Origin of the sequence: Stenotrophomonas maltophilia group sp. msm4 (genome assembly GCF_032025605.1) — a bacterium.
GTDB classification, from domain to species: domain Bacteria; phylum Pseudomonadota; class Gammaproteobacteria; order Xanthomonadales; family Xanthomonadaceae; genus Stenotrophomonas; species Stenotrophomonas sepilia.
The window spans coordinates 329776-354870 of the sequence record NZ_JAVSKK010000004.1 but is presented as its reverse complement, the minus strand read 5'-3'; the positions used below and the strand labels follow the sequence as shown (position 1 = coordinate 354870).

Below are 25095 nucleotides of genomic sequence, written 5' to 3'. Positions count from 1 at the left end.
GGGCTCAGTCGCGGGCTGCGTTCCACTGCAGGTCGCCACGCGGCCGATGCTGGTCACCGACGCGTCGAGTGTAGCCAACGCGGTTGAAGAACTCCAAGATCTGGATGCTGCGCTTGCGGCCCAGGCCGATGGCATCGCGGAAGGTGGCCGCATCCACCGTGCCGGTGGCCTGCGACAGCTGCGCGACGATCGCGGCCAGCTCGGCAATGCGGGCCGGTGCATAGAACAGGTCCGGCACTACCTGGAACAGTTCGCCACGCAAGGTGGCGCGGCGCAGGACGGCGCGGACCTCGTCTTCGTCCAGACCAACGTCGGAGGCCAGCGTGCGCACCCACGGTGGATCGAAGCGACCGGCGTGCAGTTGCGGCAGCACGCGTTCGAGCAGAAGTCGCTCGCGTTCCGGCGGCGCATGGTCATGGCCGGGCAGGCGCCACCAGGCGCCCACGCGCTGCACGGTGCCGTCGTCCAGCAGGCCCTGCAGCAGGGCATTCCACAGGCTCGTTGCAAGCGCGGGCAGCGTACTGCGCTGCAGGCGCCCGCTATCAACACCGGGTTCATCCGGACGTCGCTCGTGCCAGCTGCGCAGCGACATGGTCACTTGTTCGCGAAGCGCCTGCCAGTGCGAAGCAAGGATGACCACCGTGTCTTCGCGGGTGACGATGCGCCGTGTGTCTGCAGGCAGATCGATCCGGTCGGCCGCGCGCCGGCAGTAGCGTTGCAGGGCGGCCATGGCGATGCCGAAGGAAGCCTGCTGCAACAGCGGGCCGATTCCCGCACCTGTGGCCAGCTGCCCCAGTGCGCCCAGCCAGGCGAGCCGTGCCGGGCTGCGCCGGCGCCGCTGTGGTGGGTCCGGATCGAGCACGATGCCACCACCCAGCGTGCGGATGGCCGCTGAATCACGGGCGATGAATCGATCACCGCACATCGCGCAGACCGGTGCATCGAACACCAGTTGCACCAACTGTCCGTCGCCATGATCGACATCCTCCAGCAGCACCACATGGGCCTGCCGGTGCATCGTGCCCCAGTGGATGTGCAGCGGCGCCCAGTCGCGCAACGGTGTGGCCAGTGCGGAAAGCCGCAGGCGTACGTCGACGCGACGGGTCGCCAGCAGGGCGCGCGGGTCGGCGATCCAGTCGCCACGGTGGATGTCGTCGCGGGCGATGGCAGCCAGGTTCAACGCACAGCGCTGCCCGGCCATGGCGTGTTCGCTGGCCTGGTTCTGCGCGTGGATGCTGCGTACGCGCACGTCCGTGGCGGCCGGCATCAGCTGCAGATGCTCACCCACGGCAGCGACGCCGCCATGCACTGCGCCGGTCACGAGCGTGCCGTGGCCGGCCAGCGAGAACACGCGGTCCACCGGCATGCGGAACAGCTCGCCGCGCAGTTCGGCCTGGCGCGTGTTGGCGTCGTCCGACGCCCACGCGTGCAGCTGGGTACGCAGCGCGTTGATGCCAGCATCGTCGAGTACGGTGCTGTTGCAGGCGAATACGGGGGAATCCTGCAGCGGCGTTCCGGCCAGCAGCGCGGCGATCTCGATCTCGACCCGAGCCAGGCGCGCGGCGTCCACGCGGTCGATCTTGGTCAGGGCGACTGCACCGCGATCCACGCCCAGCAACTGCAGGATTGCCAGGTGCTCGCGGGTCTGCGGCATCACACCGTCGTCGGCGGCGATCACCAGCAGAGCGACATCGATGCCGGTGGCGCCGGCCACCATCGTATGCACGAAGCGTTCATGGCCCGGCACATCGACGAAACCCAGCGTCGCCTCGGCATTGCCGCCGCCTGTGTTCTCCACCGGGACATAGGCATAGCCCAGCTCGATGGAGATGCCGCGCGTGCGTTCTTCCTGCAGGCGATCGGTTTCGATGCCGGTCAGTGCGCGCACCAGGCTGGTCTTGCCATGGTCGATATGCCCGGCGGTGCCGACGATCATGCCTGCAGCGTGCTCCATTGCGCGAGGAAGGTGGCTTCGTCGGTGGGTTCCAGGCAGCGCAGGTCCAGCCAAAGCGCGTCATCGGCAATGCGGCCCAGCACCGGCCGCGGCAGCTGGCGCAAGCGCTTGGCCAAGCGATCCAGCCCGCCGCGGCGCGCGCTGGTAACGCGCAGTCCGGCGCTGGCCAGCTGCGCCTGTGGCTGCGCGCCGCTGCCGATCTGGCTGTACATCGAAGCCCGTTCAAACGCATAGTCGGCGGCCAGCGACGCGCGCATCGGCTGCAGCAGGCGTTGTGCCTGCTCGTCGATGGCATCCCGCAGGCGCGAAAGGCTGCGCAGGGTCGGCAGCCGCAGTGCCAGCAGTTCCGGTTCGCGGTACAGGGCCAGCACGGCTTCCAGTGCGGCCAGGCCCATCTTGTCCATGCGCAGCGCCCGCTTGAGCGGGTTGCGGTTGATCCGCGCGATCAGGTCGGCGCGGCCGGCGATGATCCCGGCCTGGGGGCCGCCCAGCAGTTTGTCGCCACTGAACGAAACCAGATCGGCGCCGGCCGCCAGTGCTTCCTGCACGGTGGGCTCGTGGGGCAGGCCGAAGGCCGCCAGGTCGCACAGGCTGCCACTGCCCAGGTCCACCACCAGCGGCAGGCCGTGCTCGTGCGCGATCGCAGCCATTGCCGCAGTGTCGACCTTGGCGGTGAAACCGGTGATCGCGTAGTTGCTGGCATGCACTTCCATCAGCAACGCGGTACGGGCGCCGATGGCATGGGCGAAGTCGGCCGGGTGGGTACGGTTGGTGGTGCCCACTTCCAGCAGTCGCGCGCCGGCGCTGCGCATCACATCGGGAATGCGGAAGGCGCCGCCGATCTCCACCAGTTCGCCGCGCGAGACGACCACCTCGCGGCGGTTGGCCAGGCTGTTGAGCAGCAGCAGGACCGCAGCCGCATTGTTGTTGACCACGGTGGCGGCTTCGGCGCCCGTCAGTTCGCAGACCAGCGCCTGCACCCGTGCATCACGGTCGCCGCGGCGGCCGCGGGTGATGTCGAATTCCAGATCGACCGGCGCTGTCATTGCGCGGGTGACCGCCTGCACGGCGGCATCGGGCAACAGCGCGCGGCCCAGGTTGGTGTGCAGCACGGTGCCGGTCAGGTTGAACATCGGCTTCAGGTCCAGCCGTGCATCGGCCGCCAGTGCGGCGTCGAGCGCCGCGACCAGCGACGGGCCGTTGATGGCCTGTTCGAGGCGTTCGGCCGAGAGCTGCGCGGCGCTGATACGGTCGCGTAGTTCCTGCAGGTGTGCGCGCAGCAGTTGGGTGATGCGGCTGCGGCCGTGGCGTTCGATCATGGCCGACAACGCAGGCAGGCGCAGCAGCCGGTCCAGCGAAGGCAGGGCGGCGGCCGATGCCGGTGTGGCGTGCGTGCGTGGCATCGGTCAGTCGCCGTCGGATTGCCACAGCAGCGGGTTCTGGCTGGCGCGCGCATAGCCTTCCTCGGCCAGCAGCAGGTCCAGCGCCAGCGTGCCGAGGTCATCGGCCACCGGCTCCAGTGACGGATCTTTCTCCAGGTACAGGATCTTGCGATAGCTGTGGCAGTGGTCGCAGGTCTCGGCGCGCACCGCACTCTCGCGCACCGCCTCGCCGCGGTCACCGTCCACATCGGCCAGGGCGCGATAGGCAATGTCCTTGCCTGCGGCGCCGCACTGGCTGCACTGCACGCGCACGTAATGCCACTGGCAGGCACACAGCGAGCACGACAGGTAGCGATAGGCGGCGTAGGGCGGGCGCGCCTGCACCACGCTGGCCACCGGCAGCGTGCCACAGAGCGGGCACAGCCCTGGTGCATCGGCCAGCGGCTTCAGGTCGGTCGGATGGAAGCTGGCGGCGAGCACCGCCCAGTACACCTGCAGCGCGTTCATCACCAGCAGCGCAGCGACGGCGTCGACCGAGGGCGCGTCATCGCGTTCCAGCACCGCATGCGCCTGTGCATCCAGCCACGCATCATCAGCAGCCGCGACGCGTTGCAGCTCCTGCCGGGTTTGCAGCGGTAGGCCCGTTTCGTCGGCACAGTGCTGGCACAGCGTGCGCAGCCAGTCGCGCCAGCGCCCATCCAGTTGCAGCGAGTTGGCCGGCCGCAATGGCATGCCGGCGCCGGCCGCCGCGCTCGACTGCTGTGCACGCGCCTGTGCCTGCAGGTCCTCGCGTTGCTGCGGTGTCAGATCCTCCAGCAGCGCCTGCTGTGCATCGGCCAGCGCCGCCAGCAGCTGCAGGTAGCCGCCGATGGCACTGTGCGCGGCGAGGCTGCGCAGGCGTGCCGCGCGCGTAGCAAACAGTGACTCGGTATCAGGCAGGATGATGCGCGGCACATCGCGCGAGGCGAGCGTCTCGATCTCACCGGGTTCAAGGATGCGTTGCGCCATGCAGGGCCAGCCAGAAGAACCAGGCTCCATCCTCGCTGTTGTCGGCGCTGGCGTCCAGCGTGTTGCCGGCCATTTGAAAGGTTGGGGTCAGATCCGTTTTCCAGAGGAAAACGGATCTGACCCCATCGGTTGTTGAAAGTGGATCCCGAGCGTTGGTCGGGATTCGATCAGTGCCGACCAACGGTCGGCACCCACCGACAGATCGCGGCCAACTGTCGAAGGCGGGGTGGGGTCGGTTGCGGGGGCGTGAGCCGCATGCGGCGACCGAGCTTACATGGGTGAGGGCGCTTTGCTTGCGAAGCATTGCTTCGCAAGCGCCCGAACGCACAGCCGCCAGCGGCTGGGCCGGGCCCCGGAGGGGTACTTGCAGCGTCTCCCGCAACCGGATCCACCCCGCCATCCCACGGATAGCCGCTGTTGCTGTTGCCTTGGCTTGAAGCGGGTGCAGGGCCGCAGGCCCTGCCGCTACCCCTGTTCCCGGCGCCCGCGCAGGATGTCGCGGAACCACTGACGGTGATGCTTGTACGCCCACCCATAGGTCACCTTGCCCTGGGTCATCGCCCGCACCGATCCCTTGATCCAGAGCGCCGCATAGATGTGCACCACGATCGCGCAGACCAGCACCCAGCCGAACAGCGCATGGGCCAGCACCGAGAAGCGGATCACTCCGATCGGGAAGAAATGACTGAAATACTGCCGCCAGATCACGAAGCCGGTCAGCAGCAGTGCCGACAGGCAGCCGATGATGGCCCAGAACAGCAGCTTCTGGCCGGCATTGAAGCGACCGACCGGCGGCAGTTTTTCATCCTCGTTGCGCAGTACGTCGCGCATGCCACGCATCCACGCGCGGTCATCGGCGGTCGGCAGGTTGTCGCGCCACATGCGCAACGCCAGCAGCGCAAAGCCCACCACCATGGCCAGGCCGATGAACGGATGCAGGATGCGCGTCCACGGGCCGCCACCGAACAGCTGGGTCAACGGGAACAGGGCAGGGTGGAACAACGCCAGCCCGGACAGCGCGGTCAGCACGAAGCAGATCGCCACGATCCAGTGATTGATGCGGGTCGGCGCGCGGTAGCGGACGATCTGCCGCGGGTGCGAGGCGTACTTCATGGCCGCTGCTCCTCTTCGATCTTCTTCGCCTCGTGCTCGGCTTCTTCTTCTTCCTCGTCATTGACCGTGTTGCGGCCGATGCCGATGTAATGCAGGAACCCAGCAAAGGCCGTGGCGGCGATCGCCAGCACGCCCAGCGGCTTGGCTACGCCCTTCCAGACTTCCACCATCGGGCTGATGCGGGGGTCCTTGGGCAGGTCGGCGTAGAGCTCGGGCTTGTCCACGTGCTGCAGCACGTACATCACATGGGTACCGCCGACGCCCTGCGGGTCGTACAACCCGGCGTTCTCGTAACCCCGTGATTTCAGGTCTTCCACGCGGCCGGCGGCATGCTCGGTCATCGCCTGTTTGCTGCCGAAGGTGATCGCCCCGGTCGGGCAGGTCTTCACACAGGCCGGCTCCTGGCCGACCGCCACCCGGTCCGAGCACAGCGTGCACTTGTAGGCCTTGTGGTCCTTCTTGGAGATGCGCGGCACGTCGAACGGGCAGCCGGTCACGCAGTAGCCGCAGCCGATGCAGTTCTCTTCCTGGAAGTCGACGATGCCGTTGGCATACTGGATGATCGCGCCCGGCGACGGGCAGGCCTTCAGGCAGCCCGGGTCGCTGCAGTGCATGCAGCCCTCCTTGCGGATCAGCCACTCCAGCTTGCCCTTTTCGTCCTCGTACTCGCGGAACTTCATCACCGTCCACGACTGTTCGCTCAGATCGGGCGGGTTGTCATAGCTGCCAACGCAGCTGCCCACTTCGTCGCGCAGGTCGTTCCACTCCATGCAGGCGACCTGGCAGGCCTTGCAGCCGATGCACTTGCTCACATCGATCAGCTTGGCGACCTGGCCGGTGTGCGCACCGCGCGCCTCCGGTGAGGGCGTGGTGGTGGCCGAGCGGCGGATGATGTCCAGCGATTGCAGTGACATGGCGTTTCTCCTACACCTTCTCGACCTTGACCAGGATGCACTTCGATTCGGGCGTCTGCGAGTTGCCGTCACCGATGGCATTGGTCAGCGTATTGGCGATATATCCGGGCTTGGCCGCACCGAGGAAGCCCCAGTGGATCGGCACGCCCACCTGGTGCACGGTCTTTCCATCGATCTGCAGGGCCTTGATCCGCTTGGTCACCATCGCAACGGCTTCGATATGGCCACGCTTGGAACTCACCCGCACGCGGCTGCCGTTGGTGATGCCCAGCTCGTCGGCCAATGCCGCGCCGATCTCGACGAACTGCTCGGGCTGGATGATGGCGTTCAACTTGCCGTGCTTGGTCCAGAAGTGGAAATGCTCAGTCAGGCGGTAGGTGGTGGCCACATGCGGGAACTCGTCCGGCGAACCGATCTGTGCACGGTCGCTGGCGAACACGCGTGCCGCGGGGTTGTTCAGCGTCAACGCCTGGCCGGGGCTGAGGGGGTTGCTGCGCAGCGGGGTATCGAACGGTTCGTAGTGCTCCGGGAACGGTCCCTCGGCCATGCCGGCCTTGGCGAAGAAGCGGGCGATGCCTTCCGGGTTCATGATGAACGGGCCCATCCCGCCGGCGGGATCTTCGTCGGCCTTGAAGTCCGGCACGTCCACGTTGCCCCAGTTCTTGCCGTTCCAGGCCAGCAGCGTGCGGCGCGGATCGAACGGTTGGCCAGCCACGTCGCACGAGGCGCGGTTGTACATCACGCGGCGGTTGGCTGGCCACGCCCAGGCCCAGCCCAGCGTGTTGCCGATGCCGGTCGGGTCACTGTTGTCACGCCGCGCCATCATGTTGCCGGTCGGACCCCAGGCGCCGATGTAGATCCAGCAGCCGGAGGCGGTGCTGCCGTCGTCGCGCAGGTCGCCAAACGCGGCCAGCTGCTCGCCGGCCTTGCGCACCAGCCTGGTCGGGTCCTTCGGATCGAACACGTCCACGAGCGCCTTGCCGTTGTATTCCATCGCCAGTTCTTCCGGCGTCGGCAGCTCCGGGTTGGCGTACTTCCAGGCCAGGTCGCGCACCGGCTCCCACCACGCACCGCCATCCTTCTCGTACATCGCTTTGATGCGATGGAACAGCTCGGACATGATCTCGATGTCGCTGCGCGCTTCGCCCGGCGGGTTGGCCCCCTTCCAGTGCCACTGCAGCCAGCGCGATGAATTGACCACCGCGCCGTTCTCCTCGGCGAAGGAGGTGGTGGGCAGGCGGAACACTTCGGTCTGGATCGTGCTCGGGTCGACGTCGTTCAGTGCGCCGTGGTTCTGCCAGAAGGCGATGGTCTCGGTTTCCAGCGGATCCATGCTGACCATGAACTTCAGCTTGGAGAACGCGCTGATCAGCTTGCCCTTGTTCGGCGCCGAAGCCAGTGGGTTGAAGCCCTGGCAGATGTAGCCGTGGATCTTGCCCTCGTTCATCAGCTCGTACGCCTGCAGCATGTCGTACGGCTTGTCGAGCTTGGGCAGGTAATCGAAGCACCAGTTGTTGTCGGCGGTGGCAGCATCGCCCCACCACGATTTCATCAGACTGACGTGGAACTTCGGGTAGTTCTGCCAGAACGACATCTGGTTGGCGCGCAGGGGCTTCTGCGTGCGCTTGGCGATGTAGGCCTCGTAGTCCTGCTCATCCTGTTTCGGCAGCGTCAGGTAGCCGGGCAGCAGGTCGGACATCAGGCCGATGTCGGTCAGGCCCTGGATGTTGGAGTGCCCGCGCAGCGCGTTCATGCCACCACCGGCCACGCCGATGTTGCCCAGCAGCAGCTGCACCATGGTGCCGGCACGCACGTTCTGCGCGCCGATCGAGTGCTGCGTCCAGCCCAGCGCGTACAGGATGGTCATCGCCTTGTCCTTGCCGGCGGTGGACGCGATCATGTCCCACACCTGGCGGATGCTGTCGGCCGGCGTGCCGCAGATGCGCTCGACCATCTCCACGGTGTAACGCGCGTAGTGTTGTTTCAGCAGGTTGTAGACGCAGCGCGGGTCCTTCAGCGTCGGGTCGCTGCGCACGAAGCCATCGTCACCGTAGGCGTAGTCCCAGCTGGAACGGTCGTAGCTGCGCTTCTCTTCGTTGTAGCCCGAATACAGGCCGTCCTTGAAGGCGAACTCGTCCTTCACCAGGAACGACATGTCGGTGTAGTTCAGCACGTACTCGTGCTGGATGCGGTCCTCGGTCAGCAGGTAGTTGATCAGGCCGCCCAGGAACACGATGTCGGTACCGGTGCGGATCGGCGCGTACACATCGGCCACCGCGGCCGAGCGGTTGAAGCGCGGATCGACCACGATCAGCCGGGCCTTGTTGTGCGCCTTGGCCTCGGTCACCCATTTGAACCCGCACGGATGCGCCTCGGCGGCATTGCCACCCATGATCAGGATCAGGTCGGCATTCTTGATGTCGACCCAGTGATTCGTCATCGCACCACGGCCTAGCGTCGGGGCAAGACCTGCCACCGTCGGGCCGTGTCAGACACGTGCCTGGTTGTCGAATGCCAGCATGCCAAGGGAGCGGACGACCTTGTGGGTCAGTACCGCGGTTTCATTGCTGGTGGCCGAGGCCGCCAGCATGCCGGTGGTCAGCCAGCGGTTGACCGTCTGCCCGGCTTCGTTCTTCTGCACGAAGTTGGCATCGCGGTCTTCCTTCATCAGCCGCGCGATGCGGTCCAGCGCATCGTCCCAGCTCAGCCGCTTCCACTCGTTCGAGCCCGGCGCGCGGTACTCGGGGTAGAGCAGGCGCGACTTGCTGTGGATGATGTCGGCCAGGCCGGCACCCTTCGGGCACAGCGTGCCGCGGTTGACCGGATGGTCCGGGTCGCCCTCGATGTGGAAGATGCTCGGCTCGGCGTTCTTGGCGCCATCGCCGAGGCTGTACATCAGGATGCCGCAGGCCACCGAACAGTAGGTACAGGTGTTGCGGGTCTCGGTCGCGCGGGTCAGCTTGTATTGCCTGACCTCCGCGAGCGCGATGCCGGGCGCGAAGCCCATCAGTGCCAGGCTGGAGCCGACCAGGGTTGTCCCGGTCACTTTCAGGAACTGGCGGCGGCTCATCGATGGCATGCCGTTCTCCTGGGATGGCGGGGAGGCGCAGGCCTCCGGGCTGTCGTTGGGTACGGGCCGGTTATAGCACAGGCCTCCGGATGCCCATGTGGCACAAGGCGCGGCGCCTGCCGGACGGGCCCGGAAAGGGCCTGCTCTGGTAAAGTTGCGTGCCCGCCCCCTGGGGAAGCGTCTGCCGGGCCTGGTTCCAGGATGTTCCGCGCAGCCCCCGCCGTCCTGGCGCGATCCTCCGCGCCGGACCTGGAACACCGAGGAAAAATTTTGCGAAATCAACCAATTGGGTTCCGCGCATGAGCGCCCCGTCGAAGCCGTCGGACGCCGTTGCGCGCGGCACGCTGTACATCGTGGCCGCCCCCTCCGGCGCCGGCAAGAGCAGCATCGTCAATGCCACCCTGGCGCGTGACCCGCAGATCGCCCTGTCGATTTCCTTCACCTCGCGCGCGATGCGCCCCGGTGAGGTGAACGGCCAGCACTACCACTTCGTCAGTGCCGAGAAGTTCGAGCAGATGATCGCCGCGGGCGACTTCTTCGAACACGCCTGGGTGCACGGCGACTGGAAGGGTACGGCCCGGCAGTCGGTGGAACCGCAGTTGGCCGCCGGCCAGGACGTGCTGCTGGAGATCGACTGGCAGGGCGCGCAGCAGGTGCGGCAGCTGGTGCCGGGCACGGTCACCGTGTTCATCCTGCCGCCGTCCAAGCAGGCCCTGCAGGACCGCATGCGCAAGCGCGGCCAGGACAGCGAAGCGGTCATCGCCCAGCGGCTGGGGGCAGCCCGCGATGAAATGCTGCACTTCAACGAGTTCGACTACGTCATCGTCAACGAGGTGTTCGACACTGCCGTGGACGAGCTGTGCGCCATCTTCACTGCCAGCCGCCTGCGCCGGGAGGCCCAGAAGGTCCGCCACGCCGGCCTGATCCAGGCGCTGCTGACCCCCGATCCGGGTGCAACTGACTGATTCCAAAAGAATCGGGTAGGGGTTGGCTTGATTTTGTCCAGCCCCTGCCAGTACACTCCGTCCCCTTTCCCTCATTCGACTGAGCGGCCGACCGGTCGCCGGGAGCCCGTATGGCCCGCATCACCGTAGAAGATTGCCTGGAAGTCGTTAACAACCGTTTCGAACTGGTCATGATGGCGTCCAAGCGTGCCCGCCAGCTCGCCAACGGCGTGCAGGCTACGCTGGACAACAGCGAGACCGAGGACAAGCCGACCGTGCTGGCGCTGCGCGAAATCGCCGCCCGCAAGATCGACAACGCCCTGATCGACGAAGTCGAGAAGGCCGAGCGTGAGCGCGCCGAGCGCGAAGCGCTGGAGTGGGCTGCCGCCGAAGTGGTCGCCGACGAAGACATGTCCAAGAACGACGATTGATCGCATCGATCAACGTAATCGTTGGATACACCGAACAGCCCGCCCCGTGCGGGCTGTTTCGCATTCAGGATTTGCCGTAAACGTCGCGCTGGAATAGGCTTCGGGCATGAACCCAGGCCCCACTGCCAAGGTCGCCGCAGCCCCCGCTGCCGCCGTACCCGACTACGTCCTCCAGCTTGAACGCGCCGCCCATTACCTGCCGCCGGAACAGCTGCCGCTGTTGCGCCGTGCCTGGGAAGTCGGGGCCTCCGCGCACGCTGGGCAGACGCGCAAGTCGGGCGAGCCCTATATCACCCATCCGGTGGCCGTTGCCCAGGTGCTGGCCGAACTCGGCCTGGACGTGGAAGCGCTGATCGCCGCGATCCTGCACGACACCATCGAAGACACCCCGCTGACCCGCGAGGCGCTGGCCGCCGAGTTCGGCGAAGCCGTGGCCGAACTGGTCGACGGTGTCACCAAGCTGGACAAGCTGAAGTTCCGTGACCGCCAGGAGGCGGCCGCCGAGAGCTTCCGCAAGATGCTGCTGGCGATGTCGCGCGACCTGCGCGTGATCATGATCAAGCTGGCCGACCGCCTGCACAACATGCGCACGCTGGGCGCGCAGAGCCGCGAAGCGCGTGGCCGCATCGCCCGCGAGACGCTGGAGATCTACGCGCCCATCGCCCAGCGCCTGGGCATGAGCCTGGTCAAGAGCGAGCTGCAGAACCTGGGGTTCAAGGCGCTCTACCCATGGCGCCACGCCATCATCGAAAAACACATCCGCAGCCAGCCGGTGGTGCGCCGCGAAGCGATGGCGCAGGTGGAAGTGCAGCTGTCGCAGCGACTGGCCAAGGAGGGGATCGAGCATCGGCTGATCAGCCGCATCAAGACCCCGTGGAGCATCTACAACAAGATGCGCGACGAGAACAAATCCTTCGACCAGGTGATGGATGTGTTCGGCTTCCGCCTGGTCGTGCGCAGCGTGCCCAGCTGCTACCACGCGCTGGGCTCGGTGCACGCCACCTTCAAGCCGCTGGATGGGCGCTTCCGCGATTTCATCGCCATTCCCAAGGCCAACGGTTACCAGTCGCTGCATACCGTGCTGTTCGGGCCGTACGGCTCGCCGATCGAGGTGCAGATCCGCACCGAGGAAATGGACCTGATCGCCGAACGCGGCGTGGCCGCGCACTGGACCTACAAGTTCGGTGGTGATTCGCCCAACAGCGCACAGAGCCGTGCCCACGCCTGGATCGTCGAGCTGATCGACTCGCAGCGCGCCGCCGGTTCCTCGCTGGAATTCCTCGACAACGTCAAGGTCGACCTGTTCCCGGACGAGGTCTACCTGTTCACCCCGAAGGGCAAGATCCTGGCCCTGCCGCGCAACTCCACCGCGCTTGATTTTGCCTACGCCGTGCATACCGACGTGGGCAACATGGCGGTGGCCTCGCGCGTGGACAAGAAACTGGTGCCGCTGCGCACCAAGCTGGTGTCGGGCCAGTCGGTGGAGATCATCACCGCTCGCTCGGCCACGCCGAAACCGCAGTGGCTGGAATTCGTGGTGACCAGCAAGGCGCGCACCGCCATCCGCCACCAGCTCAAGCAGCTGGAGCACGAAGATGCCGTGCAGCTCGGCCATCGCATGCTCGACCGCGCGCTGGAAGCGATGGATTCATCGCTGGAGCGCCTGCCGAAGGGCCGCCTGGACGCGTTCCTGGCCGAACACCGCTTCCCGCGCCTGGAAGCGCTGCTGGCCGAGGTCGCACTGGGCAACTGGATGCCGACCCAGGCCGCGCAGGCGCTGATGGCCTACGCCGAACTGCGTGGCGGCCCGCATTCGCGTCACCATTCGCAGGAGAAGATCCTGATCAACGGTAGCGAACGCGGCGTGGTGACCTTCGCCGGCTGCTGCCAGCCGATACCCGGCGACGAGATCATGGGCTACCACACCGCCGGCAAGGGCATCGTGGTGCACCGCATGGACTGCCCGAACCTGGCCGAGCTGCGCAAGTCGCCCGAGCGCTGGGTGCCGATCGGCTGGGACACCACCGTCTCCGGCGACTACGACACCTCGCTGGTGGTGGAAGTGGAAAACGGCACCGGCGTGCTGGCGCAGCTGGCCGCCGCCATCGCACAGAGCCATTCCAACATCGAGCGCGTGGACTACCTGGACCGCGACTTCAACGCCGCCGTGCTGGCGTTCAACATCCAGGTGCGCGACCGCAACCACCTGGCCGAAGTGATGCGCCGCCTGCGCCGCCTGTCGGTCGTGCAATCGGTACGCCGCCAATAACCCCACCCCATGCGTGGTGGATTTTGTAGAGCCGAGCCCATGCTCGGCTGCTCTTGCCTGAAGCAGCCGAGCATGGGCTCGGCTCTACAGGCGGCGCATCACATGCCCGGACTGCGGTAGATCCACGCCATGCGTGGATGCACCCCCAGCCGGTACAATCACCGCTCTGTTTTCCCCCAAGCACCGGAGCGACCCATGTCCCGCCAGATCATCAACACCGAAAAGGCTCCCGCCGCCATCGGCCCGTACTCGCAGGCCGTGCGCGCCGGCAACACCGTGTATTTCTCCGGCCAGATCCCGCTCGACCCGGCCACCGGCGACATCGTCGGCGCCGGTGACGTCGAAGCACAGGCCCGCCGCGCCTTCGACAACCTCAAGGCCGTGGCCGAAGCCGCAGGTGGTTCGCTGGACAAGGTCGTGCGCCTGGGCCTGTACCTGACCGACCTGGGCGAGTTCGCCAAGGTCAACGCGGTCATGCAGGACTACTTCCAGGCCCCGTACCCGGCCCGTTCCACCATCGAAGTCTCCGGCCTGCCGAAGGGCGCCAGCTTCGAGGTCGACGCGGTGATGGTCATCGACTGACCGCCACGTGGCACGCAAGGCGGCGGTCACCCCGGTCCTGTCACCGTCCGGCGAAGCATCCCTGGCGATGCTCGCCGGCGTCGGTCCGGCCGTGGCCGCCAAGCTGCAGGCGCGTGGCCTGGCCACCCTGCAGGATCTCTGGCTTCACCTGCCGCTGCGCTATGAAGACCGGACCCGGCTGACCCGCATCGAAGACCTGCGCAACGGCGTGCCGGCGCAGGTGGAAGGGCGGGTGGTCGCGGTCGAGCGCGGCATGCGCTACCGGCCGATGCTGAAAGTGGCGGTGGAAGACGAAGGGCAGGGCACCCTGGTGCTGCGCTTTTTCCACTTCCGCCAGCAGCAGGTCGGGCAGTTCGCGGTCGGCACCCGGCTGCGCTGCTTCGGCACGCCCAAGCCCGGCCACCTCGGCCTGGAAATCGTCCATCCCAGCTACCAGGTGCTGGGCCGCAACGACGATCCCGAACTCGGCGACCGCCTCGACCCGGTGTATCCCACCGTCGAAGGGGTCGGCCCGATGACCATGCGCAAGCTGATCGGCCAGGCGCTGGACCGCCTGCCCGAGGAGAGCACGCTGGAATTGCTGCCCAGCGGCTGGCTCGATGGCCTGGGCCTGCCTTCGCTGCGCAGCGCGCTGCTGACCGTGCACCGGCCACCGCCGGATGCCGATCTGGCCGCGTTGGCCGCCGGTACCCACCCGGCGCAGCGTCGCCTGGCGATGGAAGAACTGCTGGCCCATCACCTCAGCCTGCGCCGCCAGCGCATTGCCTTGCAGGCACACCATGCGCCGCCGCTGGCCGGTCCTGGCAAGCTGGCCAAGGCGCTGCTGAAGCAGCTGCCGTTCGCGCTGACCGGCGCGCAGGCACGCGTGTTCAAGCAGATCCGTGAAGACCTCGCGCGCCCCAGCCCGATGCTGCGGCTGGTGCAGGGCGACGTCGGCTCCGGCAAGACGGTGGTGGCCGCGCTGGCCGCCATGCTGGCGGTGGAGCAGGGCAAGCAGGTTGCGTTGGCCGCACCCACCGAACTGCTGGCCGAGCAGCACCTCAACAATCTGCGCGGCTGGCTGGAACCGCTCGGTGTGCGCATCGCCTGGCTGGCCGGCAAGGTCACCGGCAAGGCGCGCGCCAAGGTGATGGAGCAGGTCGCCAACGGCGAAGCACAGGTGGTGGTCGGTACCCACGCGCTGATGCAGGAGGCGGTGGTGTTCCAGGACCTGGCGCTGGCCATCGTCGACGAGCAGCACCGCTTCGGCGTGCACCAGCGCTTGGCCCTGCGCGACAAGGGCGCGGGCGGCAACAGCGTGCCGCACCAGCTGGTGATGACCGCCACGCCGATTCCGCGCACGCTGGCGATGTCCGAGTACGCGGACCTGGATGTGTCGGCGATCGACGAACTGCCGCCGGGACGTACACCGGTGCAGACGGTCGCGCTCAACAATGATCGTCGCCCGGAGCTGATCGAGCGCATCGCACTTGCCTGCCAGGAAGGGCGGCAGGTGTACTGGGTGTGTACGCTCATCGAGGAAAGCGAAGAGCTGGATGCCACCCCGGCGCAGGCCACCTACGAATCACTGCAGGCGCTGCTGCCCGGTGTTCGCGTCGGGCTGGTGCATGGCCGCCTCAAGGCCGCCGAGAAGCTTGCGACGATGGTGGCGTTCAAGGCCGGCGAGATCGACCTGCTGGTGGCGACCACCGTGATCGAAGTGGGCGTGGACGTACCGAACGCCTCGCTGATGGTGATCGAGAACGCCGAGCGCCTCGGCCTGGCCCAGCTGCACCAGCTGCGTGGCCGCGTGGGCCGTGGTTCGGCGGTGTCGCGCTGCGTGCTGCTGTACCAGGCACCACTCTCGCAGATGGCGCGTGAGCGCCTGCAGACCATGCGCGAAACCAACGATGGTTTCGTCATCGCCGAGAAGGACCTGGAACTGCGCGGCCCCGGCGAACTGCTCGGGACGCGCCAGACCGGCCTGGCCGGTTTCCGCATTGCCGACCTGGCCCGCGACGCTGGCCTGCTGCCCGGCGTGCATGAATTGGCCGAGCGCCTGTTGGCCCAGCAACCGGCCCTGGCTGATCGCGTGGTGCAGCGCTGGATCGGCACCGCGGTGCGTTACGCCTCGGCCTGATCCCTGTAGAGCCGAGCCCATGCTCGGCTGCCGTTCGCGCTGCGCGCGGGAGTCGAGCATGGTTCGACGCTACAGACAGCCTTTTCGATCATCTCGCGGATATGTCGACCAAGGTCGACACCTACCAAGAGCGGTAGCGATCTGTCGAAGGCGCGGTGGGGCCGGTTGCGGGGGCGTGAGCCGCATGGATGCGGCGACCGAGCTTACATGGACGTACTTGCAGCGTCCCCCGCAACCGGACCCACCCCGCCATCGCTCAGGAAACCAGCTTTTGCCGTTGCCGTTGCTCCTGCCTCTGCGGGTGCAGGGCGCAGCCCTGCCAGAACCCCAACCTCCGTACTTGCAACGGTCATCATCCCGGTCCACACTTCGTTGCCGATCTGAAGACGGCAATAATGACCCACAAGATCCCCCTGTTGATCGACACCGATCCCGGTGTGGACGACGCCTTGGCCCTGCTGATGGCCTTTGCCGATGAACGGCACGACGTGGTCGCCCTGACCATCGCCGCCGGCAATGTCGGCCTCGAATACACCGTCCGCAACGCCCTCAAGCTCTGTGACATCGTCGGCCGCCCCGACGTACCGGTGTTTGCCGGCAGCCCGGATCCGCTGCTGCACCCCTCCGTTGACGCTGCCCACGTGCATGGCCGTGATGGCTACGGCGACGTGGACCTGCCGCCGCCGAGCCGCCAGGCCGAGGCCGAGCACGCGGCCCTGGCCATCCTGCGCCTGTCGCACGAACACGCCGGCGAACTGATGCTGGTGATGTTGGGCCCGCTGACTAATCTGGCGCTGGCACTGAAGCTGGACCCGACCCTGCCCCAGCGCATCAAGCGCATCGTGGTGATGGGCGGCGCGGTCACCTGCCACGGCAACATCACCCCAGCAGCCGAATTCAACATTGCCTTCGATCCGGAAGCCGCGCACGTGGTGTTCACCTCGTTCAAGCACCTGCTGGTGTCGGACTGGGAGGCCACCGTTGCCCACGGCCTGCCGTTGGAGGACGCCGAGAAATGGCTGCAGGCCGATTCCGATCGCGCCCGCTTCTACGAACTGATCTCGCGCAAGACCCGCGCGCTGTCGGAAGATGCCAAGGGCGGCCGCTGGTATACCGCCGATGCGGTGGCCATGGCGTGGGCGCTGAATCCGGAAGGGCAGCTGCAGGTCGAGTCGCGGCCGCTGAACGTCGAGCTGAATGGCACGTTCAGCCGCGGCGCCACCATCGTCGACTGGAACCGCCAGACCGGCCAGCCGGACAACTGCGATCTGCTGATGGCCTACGACCAGCAGCGTTTCGAGGCCCTGGTGCGCCAGGCCCTGGGCGCGGACTGACGTCCGTTGCCCCGCACCGGTTGCCCCGAGCGGCAACCGGTGCTTATAATGCCGCTCTTGACCACCAGCCCATTTACGGTGTGAGCCCATGAAGGCCGATATCCATCCGAACTACCGCGACGTCGTCTTCCATGACGTCACCTCCGATTTCAAGATCCTGACCCGCTCCACCATGGCGACGAAGGAAACCATCCAGTGGGAAGACGGCAACGAATACCCGCTGGTCAAGGTTGAAATTTCCTCGGCTTCGCACCCGTTCTACACGGGCAAGCACAAGGTCATCGACACCTCGGGCCGTATCGACAAGTTCCAGAAGCGCTACGCGCGCTGATCTGTCGATCCAGCTTCGAACCGACGGCCGCGCTCTGCGCGGCCGTTTGTTTTTCCCCAACGCCAACCCAACGGGCGTTTGGATGGACGGAACACTGCGTTCGTGTGACAACGCTTTTGCCGATCCGGGCAGCTCAACGGCCGGTGTCTGGCCGCCTGTCGTATACGACTTCCGTCTAGCACCCGACAAATGCTGCTGTGCGATAATGACATGATCCCCGGCACAGGCCGAGGACGTCATTCACGTGCCTGACCAATGCGCTTGGGCAGGCGCCTTCCCATGAAGGAGCGCACACAGTGTCCGATCTTGATCAGGTCACGCTCAACGCCGGCGACAAGTCCGTCGTTCTGCCCGTCATCAAACCCACCCTTGGCAACGACTGCGTCGACATCGCGAAGCTGACCAAGGAAACGGGTTTCTTCACCTACGATTCCGGCTTCACCGCGACGGCCAGCTGCAAGTCCGCCATCACCTACATCGACGGCGACAAGGGCGTGCTGCTGTACCGCGGCTACCCGATCGAACAGCTGTCGGAAAAGTCGAGCTACGTCGAAGTGGCCTACCTGCTGATCAACGGCGAGCGCCCGAGCGCCGAGCAGCTGAAGGCCTTCACCGATGAGCTGACCGCTGAAGCCAACGTCGACGACTCGATCAACACCCTGATCGGCAGCTTCGCCAAGGATGCCCACCCGATGGCGATCCTGGCGGCCGCGATCGCGCAGCTGTCGGCCATCTACCACGACTCGCTGGACCTGTCCGACGCCGAGCAGCGCCGCAAGGCCGCCGTGCGCCTGATCGCCAAGGTGCCGACCCTGTCGGCGCTGATCTACCGCCACGGCAAGGGCCTGCCGGCCAACAAGCCGGACACCTCGCTGGACTACGTCAGCCGCTTCCTGAAGCAGACCTTCGAGTCCGCTGACGGCCAGTACGACCTGAACCCGGACGTGGTCAAGGCACTGGACCTGCTGTTCATCCTGCATGCCGACCACGAGCAGAACGCCTCGACCTCGACCGTGCGCCTGGTCGGCTCGACCGGTGCCAACCCGTACGCGTCGGTCGCTGCGGGCGTCACCGCGCTGTGGGGTCCGGCCCACGGCGGTGCCAACGAAGCCGTGCTGAAGATGCTCGAAGAGATCGGCAGCGCCGACAACGTCGAGTCCGCCGTGGTCAAGGCCAAGGACAAGACCTCCGGCTTCCGCCTGATGGGCTTCGGCCACCGCGTCTACAAGAACTTCGACCCGCGCGCCAAGGTCATCGGCGAGATGACCAGCAAGGTGCTCAAGCAGCTGGGCGTGCAGGATCCGCTGCTGGACGTGGCCGTGAAGCTGGAACAGGCTGCGCTGCAGGACGAGTACTTCGTCGCCCGCAAGCTGTACCCGAACGTCGATTTCTACAGCGGCATCATCTACAAGGCGCTGCAGATCCCGACCGAAATGTTCACCGTCATGTTCGCCCTGGGCCGTACTTCCGGCTGGGTGTCGCATTGGCTGGAACAGCAGGTCGATCCGGAAATGAAGATCGGCCGTCCGCGCCAGGTCTACACCGGCAGCGACGTGCGCGACTACCAGGGCTGATCGCCCGCAGCAGATTTGCTGAGAACGCCCCGCATCCGCGGGGCGTTTTTTTTTGTGCCCTGATCGTCTTCGGCGGATGGCGACCGCGGAACGTTGGTCCGCACGATAAGAGCCCGCTTCCGGATCTGAACGCGTTCTGACAATGAATGTCGCATTCACATCTTTTCGGATCTATTGCATGGGTATCACGTCGAAGGCGATAGAACCTGTGCGTACTCATCCCTGTGTGGAGAACGCCATGAACCGACTGCTCGCCATCGCTTTTATCGCCACGCCGCTGGCCCTGCTGAGCCCGCAGGCCTTCGCGCAGTACACCGGGCCGGGGGCAGGGGCCGCTGCCAGCACGGTCGCTGACGCACGTGCGCAGCGCGATGATCATCCGGTGGTGCTGCGTGGCACCCTCACCGCCAAGATCGGTGACGAGCGCTACCAGTTCCGTGATGCCAGCGGCCAGATCGAGGTCGAGATCGATGACGAAGACCTGCCGCCGCAGGCCATCGGTGCCGACACCGTGGTCGAGCTGCGTGGCAAGGTCGACACGCATCGCTTCAAGCCCACCGACATCGATGTCGATCACGTCACCGTCGTGCCTGCAGGTTGAAGCGAACGGCAGCCGAGCGTGGGTTCGGCTCTACAAATTCAATGCAATGAGGTTTGTTGCATTGAACCGATGAGGGAAATTGCATAACCCTCAAACATTGAGCGAATTCAAGAATTCCCCTTAACGTTCAACGTTTTAGGAATGCTTGAATGGCCTGCATGGCAATGGATTTCTAACATTCTCTCCGTCGCCCGCACCCATCCCCGCGGGCGATGCTTCCCTCCCTTTTCTCCTTGGGGAGGGGAGCTTTCATATTCCCCCTTTGTCCGAGAGAGACAACCATGCACGCCATCATCAAGAAGGCCGCGCTCGCGGCAGCGCTGGCCACCGCTTCGCTGTCCGCGCACGCGCTGGAAACCAAGATCTCCGTCTATGCCGACGTCGACCCGACCCTGGCACTGCTGCGTGATGACGGCACCCCGTTGCCGGACCTGGTCACGCTGACCCACGATCCGCTGCGCGGCCTGATTCCGGACACGCAGCGCGTGCGCATTCACTCCAATGATGACACCGCGGATATCGAGGCACGCATCGACGGTGCGTTTGCCCTCGCAAATGAGACCGGCACCGTCACCGTGCCGATGACCATCAGCCTCAACAATCGCGCACTGGGTGCCGCCGCCATCGAATACAAGGCAGTCGACCTGTTCACCGGCGCCGGCTCGACCCCGGGCGCCTCGATCTCGATGCCGTTGACCATCGCCCAGGCCACCCCGGCCCCGATCACCACCAAGGGTCGCTACAGCGGCATCGTCAACGTCGTGCTGAACCAGAAGGCCACCACGCCGTAATCCCCGCGCCGGCCCGGCTCCCGGGCCGGCCGCTTCTCCAGCGGTACCCTCATGACCTCACACGCCCCCGCCGTCACCCGGCTGGCGGTCGCGCTCGCCCTGGCGTTGTCCACTCCGCTGGCGGCCGCGCGCGGCGTCCCGCCCGGTTTCGAAGATCTGGTCGAAGGACAGACCGAACAACTCGACATCCGGCTGTTCGGCCGCTCGGCCGGGCTGTCGCCGGTGCGCGTCACCCTGGAGCATGTGCAGCTGGAAGATCCCGCGCGCGTGCTGCAGGCACTGGACCTGCCCGCCGAGGCGCAGGCCGCGCTGCTGCCGGCGCTGTCGCAGCCGCTGCCACGCAACAGCCACCTGGCCTGCCGCTTCGGTGGCGCCGAGGCCGGTTGCGGCTATCTGGATCCCCCGGAAGACCCTGCGGCCGCGCGCGCGCTGTATGACGAAGGCGAGGGCGCCGTGCGCCTGTTCGTGGCGCGCAAGTGGATCGGTGGCGAGCCCGCCGCGGAACGCTTCCACGCGCTCAGCAGCAATGCCGAGAACGCTTTCCTGCACCAGCAGGTGCTCAACCTCACCGGTGGGCGCGACTACCAGTCGTTCAGTGCGCGCGGCACCGGCGTCCTCGGCCTGTTCCAGCGGGGCCATATGTCCGCCGACTGGTACTTCACCCAGCAGCGCTACCGCAGCAACGGTGGCGATGCGCATTTCGAATTCGACAACGTCTATTACCGCCATGACCTGGGCCAGCAGTACTACCTGCAGGCCGGGCGCATGGACCGCCGCAACCTGTCCAGCCCACAGGGCGGCACCTTCGGTTTCAGCATGCTGCCGCTGGACCGCTTCGACGGTGCCCGCGTGGGCACCACCCAGGCTTACGTGGACAGCGATGCTGCCGTGCAGGCCTCGCCATTGACGGTCCTGCTCGCCCGCGATGCGCGCGTGGACGTGTTCGACGGCGAGCGCCTGCTGCAGACCTACTACCTGCAGGCCGGCATCAACCAGATCGATACCCGCAACTTCCCGTTCGGCAGCTACCTGGTGCGCATGCGCATCTACGAGGATGGCGTGCTGGTGCGTACCGAAGAGGCCCCCTTTGACAAGGGCGGCGATTGGACCGACAGCCAATGGCAGTGGTTCGTGCAGGGTGGCCGCCGCAACGAGCGCCGCAGCGACCGCTTCGATGGTGAGCAGGTAACGGTGGCCGGCACGCGCGTGCCATTGGCTCGCGATCTGGCGGCCACTGCGGGCGTCGCCCACCTGGGCGGGCACAGCTATGGCGAACTGCGGATCGACCTGCGCCGCGTGCTGGCCACGCAGGAGATGCGCGCAACGTTCAGCGGCATGCGCGGCAGCGATGGCAGCCACGGCCAGCAGCATCAGCTGTCATACCGGCGCAAGGCCTCCTGGAACATCTACCAGCAGCGCATGCGCGGCAAGGCCTGCCAGTTCGAGGCCGATGCACGGGACCGCCTGGGCTGCACCAACTCGCTCAGCGGATCGGTCTCGCTGCCGATCGCCGGTGGTACGGCGTACCTGGGGTACACCCGGCGCCAGACCTGGCGCACCGGTTGGAGCCGTCCCGGTGACGATGATCCGTTGGCGCCACTGGATCCGTTCCTGCCGCCGCAACCGCTGCAACCGCACCGTGAGCCGCAGCTCAGCCGCACCTGGCAGGCCAGCTTCAGCCGCAGCCATCGTTGGCAGGATTTCAGCGTCTCCACGCGGCTGGGCCTGTGGCAGCAGCACAGCCACGACAGTGCCCGTGACACCCGCACGCGCGACCGTGGCATCTACCTCAACGTAAGCTTCACCCGCCTGCAGCGCAGCCATGTTGGCAACGGCCAGCGCCGCTATGCGGTGGACATGCGCCAGCCGCAGCACCAGCGGCCGGAGATCAACTACAGCGTCGGCCAGAGCTATCGCCAGGAGGTGGACGCGCAGTTGCGTGAGCTGACCTCCGAGCTGCGCGCCAACAACAACGACCGCTACAGCGCATCGCTGGGCGGGCAGCTGCAGAACCGCTACGGACAGACCGGCGCCACCGTGGCGTACTACCAGCAGCATGGCCGCAGCGAGACCGCTTACAGCGGCACGCACAGCTCCGCCTTCGCGCTGGGCCGGCGCGGTGCCTACTGGGGCGCAGGCACCGGCGCCGACGCCGGGCTGGCGGTACAGGTAGCCGCCACCGATGACCTGGACCTGCAGGGCGTGGCGGCCGAACTGCAGGTGAGCGGCGCGGGCCGGCAACGGCTGCAGATCGGCGAGCGCCGGCTGCTGCCGTTGGCCGCCTACCAATCGCACCGGGCCGAACTGCAGGACGCCAGCATCGACACCAGCATGGCCGCCATCCGCGTGAGCGGCGCAGGCGGTGCGCGCCCGATGTTCCTGGCGCCAGGACGGCTGATGCGCATGCCGGTGCCGATCGAAGTGACCTATACCTTCATCGGCACCGCCCGCACGCTTGCCGGCGTGCCGCTGGGCGGCGCCCGCATCCTCAATGCGCCGGTACCCGGCACCAGCGCCAATGGCGGCTTCGTCGCCGACTTCCCGCGTCGCGAGACAACGCTCTACCTGCTGCAGGACGACCGCCTGCTGCACTGCCCGCTGCAGGTGCGCGAGCGCCGCCAGGTGGTGCTGCTGGTCGGCGCCGTGCGCTGCGAACCGCTGGCCATAGCCCAGCTGCCGGCGGAGATCCGCCAGCAGGCCCGCGTCACCCGGCTGCTGCAGGAACGCGCGCTGATTGCTGCCACGCCCCAGACCGCTGCTGCAGGAGGAACGCCATGAGCCGGCGTGTGTTGTTCGTGTTGATGCTGGTGTGCGCGCTGGCCGTGCTGATGCCACGGGCATGGGCGCAGTGGCCGCCGGAGACACATCCCACCGATCAGAGCCGGGACATCGTGATGTCGTGGGACCGCTCGGCCGTGCCCGGCGACGTGGAGCTGTGGGCGCCGAGGACGGTGCTGGGGTTCAGTCATGACGTGGCGATGAAGTACGGGCAGATCCATGTGGTGTGTGGGTCATTCACGGACCCAGAGTTCGGCAGATGCCGGACGGAAGGGATTGGAGGGGAGCTCACCGTTCCCTCGGAGGTTGTCATTCGCTTGGTTGAGCAAAGAACGGGTCTACGAAACGACATTCGCATGGTCGGGTATCTGGAGCGTTCGATGACCGACCGCAGTTGCACGGGTGACTTCTGGCAACCGGGGGTCCGGCCGCTATTTGCATCACGCTTGGACTATTGCGGTACCGGCGAAGCAATTGGTACCGGCGCCGCGTTGACCTTGTCAGAAGCTGAGCTGGCGCGACTTGTCGCAGGCCACTGGAAGGCCACGATGCGCCTGAACATCAAGGCCGACCCAGCCGCAGCTCCTGTCGCCACCGCCACCTTCAACTTCGATTTCACCGTCACCGACTACGACGCGATCTCGATCTACTTCCCGGCCTTCGACACCATTGCGCCGCTGGTCAACATGGACCTGCGCTACGACCCCATCAAGCAGATGGTGGGCGGCCGCAAGCAGCTGGAGATGTGCCTCTACGACGGCCTCGGCTCGCAGAGCGAGTTCCTCGGCGTCACCGTGCGCGACAGCGGGCCGCGCCCGCCACCCGGCAGCGACTTCGCGGTCTGGCACCGCGATGGTGGCAGCGACGACCGCCAGCGCCTGGACTACCACGTCAGCCTGAACTACGGCGGGCGCGATATCCGCATGCGGCATGGCGTGGAAGAACTGCTGCATGGCATCGACAGCGCCGAACTGCGCCTGGTGATGCTGCCCGGCATCAGCCAGCCGGTCTATTGCGTGCCCACGCCGCTGACATTGCTGACACCTCCCACCCCTGTCGCCAGCAAGCGCCCCGGTCTCTACGAGGGCGAGCTGACGGTGGAACTGCGCGTACCCACCGCCAAACCCTGATCCCACACGGAGCCTGCCATGAACAAACTGATCGTCTGGATGCTGCCGTTGAGTGCGCTGCTTGCGCCATCAGCACACGCCAACCTGTCCATCCACCCCATGCGAACCGCGATGGACACAAAGCGTGGTGCGCAGATCCGCGTCTACTCGCAGTCCACCCGCCCGCAGTATGTACAGGCCAGCCTGCGACGCATCGATAACCCGGCAACGCCCCGCGAACAGGAGCAGGATATCGAGGTCGCCGATTCGGCCATTGCCATCACACCCGGCAAGTTCGCGCTGTCAGGCGGTGGCAATCGCCTGATCCGGCTGATCCCCCTGCAGCCGGTGCAGAAGGAAACCGCATACCGGGTGTACTTCGAAGGTGTGCGCGGCCCGGAAGGCACTGAACTGGAAAGCAGCGACGACGCTGCGCACGCCGACGTCGGCGTCAGCCTGGTGTGGGGCGCGCTGGTGAACGTGGTGCCCGCCGACGGCGTGGTCAACCTGAGTGTTCGCGGCAACACGCTGCACAACAGCGGCACCCTGCGCGTGGGCATTGTCCATGCGGCCGAATGTACGGCCGCCGGCGTCTGCACGCCGCACGACCTCTCGCACAGCCTGTACCCGGACGCCGATTTCACCCTGCCGTTCCAACCGCAGCCGGGCAATTCGCTGCGCCTGCGCTACCGGCTCAGCCAGGACGGCTATCGCGAGCATGTCCAGGACGTGGCCATCCAGTCCAGTTGATCCACTCCCTGCGTCCCGCGCCTGGCGCGGGATGCCTTTTC

General features: G+C 66.6%; 19 protein-coding genes. 13 read left to right on the top strand and 6 right to left on the bottom strand.

The features are described 5' to 3' along the window. Positions 1 to 4: 4 nt before the first annotated feature. The 6 genes from selB to fdnG all read right to left on the bottom strand — a co-directional run bounded on the left by selB (position 5) and on the right by fdnG (position 9450). On the bottom strand, positions 5 to 1936 hold the full coding sequence (selB, locus tag ROV93_RS19875; RefSeq protein WP_072168484.1) for a selenocysteine-specific translation elongation factor: 1932 nt from the start codon (positions 1934 to 1936) through the stop codon (positions 5 to 7). Next, on the bottom strand, positions 1933 to 3357 hold the full coding sequence (selA, locus tag ROV93_RS19870) for an L-seryl-tRNA(Sec) selenium transferase (protein WP_072168453.1): 1425 nt from the start codon (positions 3355 to 3357) through the stop codon (positions 1933 to 1935). Before selA ends, selB begins: the two co-directional genes overlap by 4 nt. Positions 3358 to 3360: 3 nt before the next feature. Next, positions 3361 to 4344, bottom strand: coding sequence for a formate dehydrogenase accessory protein FdhE (gene fdhE, locus ROV93_RS19865; RefSeq protein ID WP_072168454.1), 984 nt, complete (start codon positions 4342 to 4344; stop codon positions 3361 to 3363). Between the two features lie 465 nt (positions 4345 to 4809). Further along, complete coding sequence (locus tag ROV93_RS19860; protein WP_312541043.1) at positions 4810 to 5457, bottom strand: formate dehydrogenase subunit gamma; 648 nt, start codon at positions 5455 to 5457, stop codon at positions 4810 to 4812. Next, positions 5454 to 6371 carry a formate dehydrogenase subunit beta gene (fdxH, locus tag ROV93_RS19855; RefSeq protein ID WP_012481154.1) on the bottom strand — a complete coding sequence of 306 codons (918 nt, stop codon included), beginning with the start codon at positions 6369 to 6371 and terminating at the stop codon, positions 5454 to 5456. Before fdxH ends, ROV93_RS19860 begins: the two co-directional genes overlap by 4 nt. Before the next feature lie 10 nt (positions 6372 to 6381). Next, positions 6382 to 9450, bottom strand: a complete 3069-nt coding sequence (gene fdnG / locus ROV93_RS19850; RefSeq protein ID WP_141653593.1) for a formate dehydrogenase-N subunit alpha — start codon at positions 9448 to 9450, stop codon at positions 6382 to 6384. A gap of 290 nt (positions 9451 to 9740) precedes the next feature. On the opposite strand from fdnG, the gene gmk reads away from it, so the two are divergent. From gmk to ROV93_RS19785, 13 genes are all read left to right on the top strand, one after another. Then, the gene (gmk, locus tag ROV93_RS19845; RefSeq protein WP_005410878.1) at positions 9741 to 10406 is read left to right on the top strand and encodes a guanylate kinase; all 666 of its coding nucleotides are present in this window, start codon (positions 9741 to 9743) and stop codon (positions 10404 to 10406) included. Between the two features lie 110 nt (positions 10407 to 10516). Continuing rightward, positions 10517 to 10816, top strand: coding sequence for a DNA-directed RNA polymerase subunit omega (rpoZ, locus tag ROV93_RS19840; protein WP_005410877.1), 300 nt, complete (start codon positions 10517 to 10519; stop codon positions 10814 to 10816). Positions 10817 to 10922: 106 nt separating this feature from the next. Further along, the gene (locus ROV93_RS19835; RefSeq protein ID WP_005410876.1) at positions 10923 to 13085 is read left to right on the top strand and encodes a bifunctional (p)ppGpp synthetase/guanosine-3',5'-bis(diphosphate) 3'-pyrophosphohydrolase; all 2163 of its coding nucleotides are present in this window, start codon (positions 10923 to 10925) and stop codon (positions 13083 to 13085) included. 195 nt (positions 13086 to 13280) lie between these two features. Continuing rightward, positions 13281 to 13667 (top strand): RidA family protein, encoded by a 387-nt coding sequence (locus ROV93_RS19830; protein WP_005418954.1) that lies wholly within the window; start codon positions 13281 to 13283, stop codon positions 13665 to 13667. A 7-nt stretch (positions 13668 to 13674) separates the two neighbouring features. Further along, the gene (gene recG / locus ROV93_RS19825) at positions 13675 to 15786 is read left to right on the top strand and encodes an ATP-dependent DNA helicase RecG (RefSeq protein WP_072168456.1); all 2112 of its coding nucleotides are present in this window, start codon (positions 13675 to 13677) and stop codon (positions 15784 to 15786) included. Between the two features lie 395 nt (positions 15787 to 16181). Next, on the top strand, positions 16182 to 17120 hold the full coding sequence (locus ROV93_RS19820; RefSeq protein WP_005418952.1) for a nucleoside hydrolase: 939 nt from the start codon (positions 16182 to 16184) through the stop codon (positions 17118 to 17120). Positions 17121 to 17208: 88 nt separating this feature from the next. Beyond that, positions 17209 to 17451, top strand: a complete 243-nt coding sequence (locus ROV93_RS19815) for a type B 50S ribosomal protein L31 (protein WP_005410871.1) — start codon at positions 17209 to 17211, stop codon at positions 17449 to 17451. A 296-nt stretch (positions 17452 to 17747) separates the two neighbouring features. Continuing rightward, the gene (locus ROV93_RS19810; protein ID WP_005418950.1) at positions 17748 to 19025 is read left to right on the top strand and encodes a citrate synthase; all 1278 of its coding nucleotides are present in this window, start codon (positions 17748 to 17750) and stop codon (positions 19023 to 19025) included. Between the two features lie 238 nt (positions 19026 to 19263). Next, on the top strand, positions 19264 to 19626 hold the full coding sequence (locus ROV93_RS19805; protein ID WP_072168459.1) for a NirD/YgiW/YdeI family stress tolerance protein: 363 nt from the start codon (positions 19264 to 19266) through the stop codon (positions 19624 to 19626). Between the two features lie 281 nt (positions 19627 to 19907). Next, the gene (locus ROV93_RS19800) at positions 19908 to 20417 is read left to right on the top strand and encodes a CS1 type fimbrial major subunit (RefSeq protein ID WP_151354762.1); all 510 of its coding nucleotides are present in this window, start codon (positions 19908 to 19910) and stop codon (positions 20415 to 20417) included. Between the two features lie 51 nt (positions 20418 to 20468). Beyond that, on the top strand, positions 20469 to 23195 hold the full coding sequence (locus ROV93_RS19795) for a TcfC E-set like domain-containing protein (protein WP_072168461.1): 2727 nt from the start codon (positions 20469 to 20471) through the stop codon (positions 23193 to 23195). After that, positions 23192 to 24325 (top strand): CfaE/CblD family pilus tip adhesin, encoded by a 1134-nt coding sequence (locus ROV93_RS19790; protein ID WP_180890581.1) that lies wholly within the window; start codon positions 23192 to 23194, stop codon positions 24323 to 24325. The genes ROV93_RS19795 and ROV93_RS19790 overlap by 4 nt, the downstream gene beginning before the upstream one ends. A gap of 18 nt (positions 24326 to 24343) precedes the next feature. Continuing rightward, positions 24344 to 25054 carry a pilus assembly protein gene (locus tag ROV93_RS19785; RefSeq protein WP_072168463.1) on the top strand — a complete coding sequence of 237 codons (711 nt, stop codon included), beginning with the start codon at positions 24344 to 24346 and terminating at the stop codon, positions 25052 to 25054. Positions 25055 to 25095: the final 41 nt, after the last annotated feature.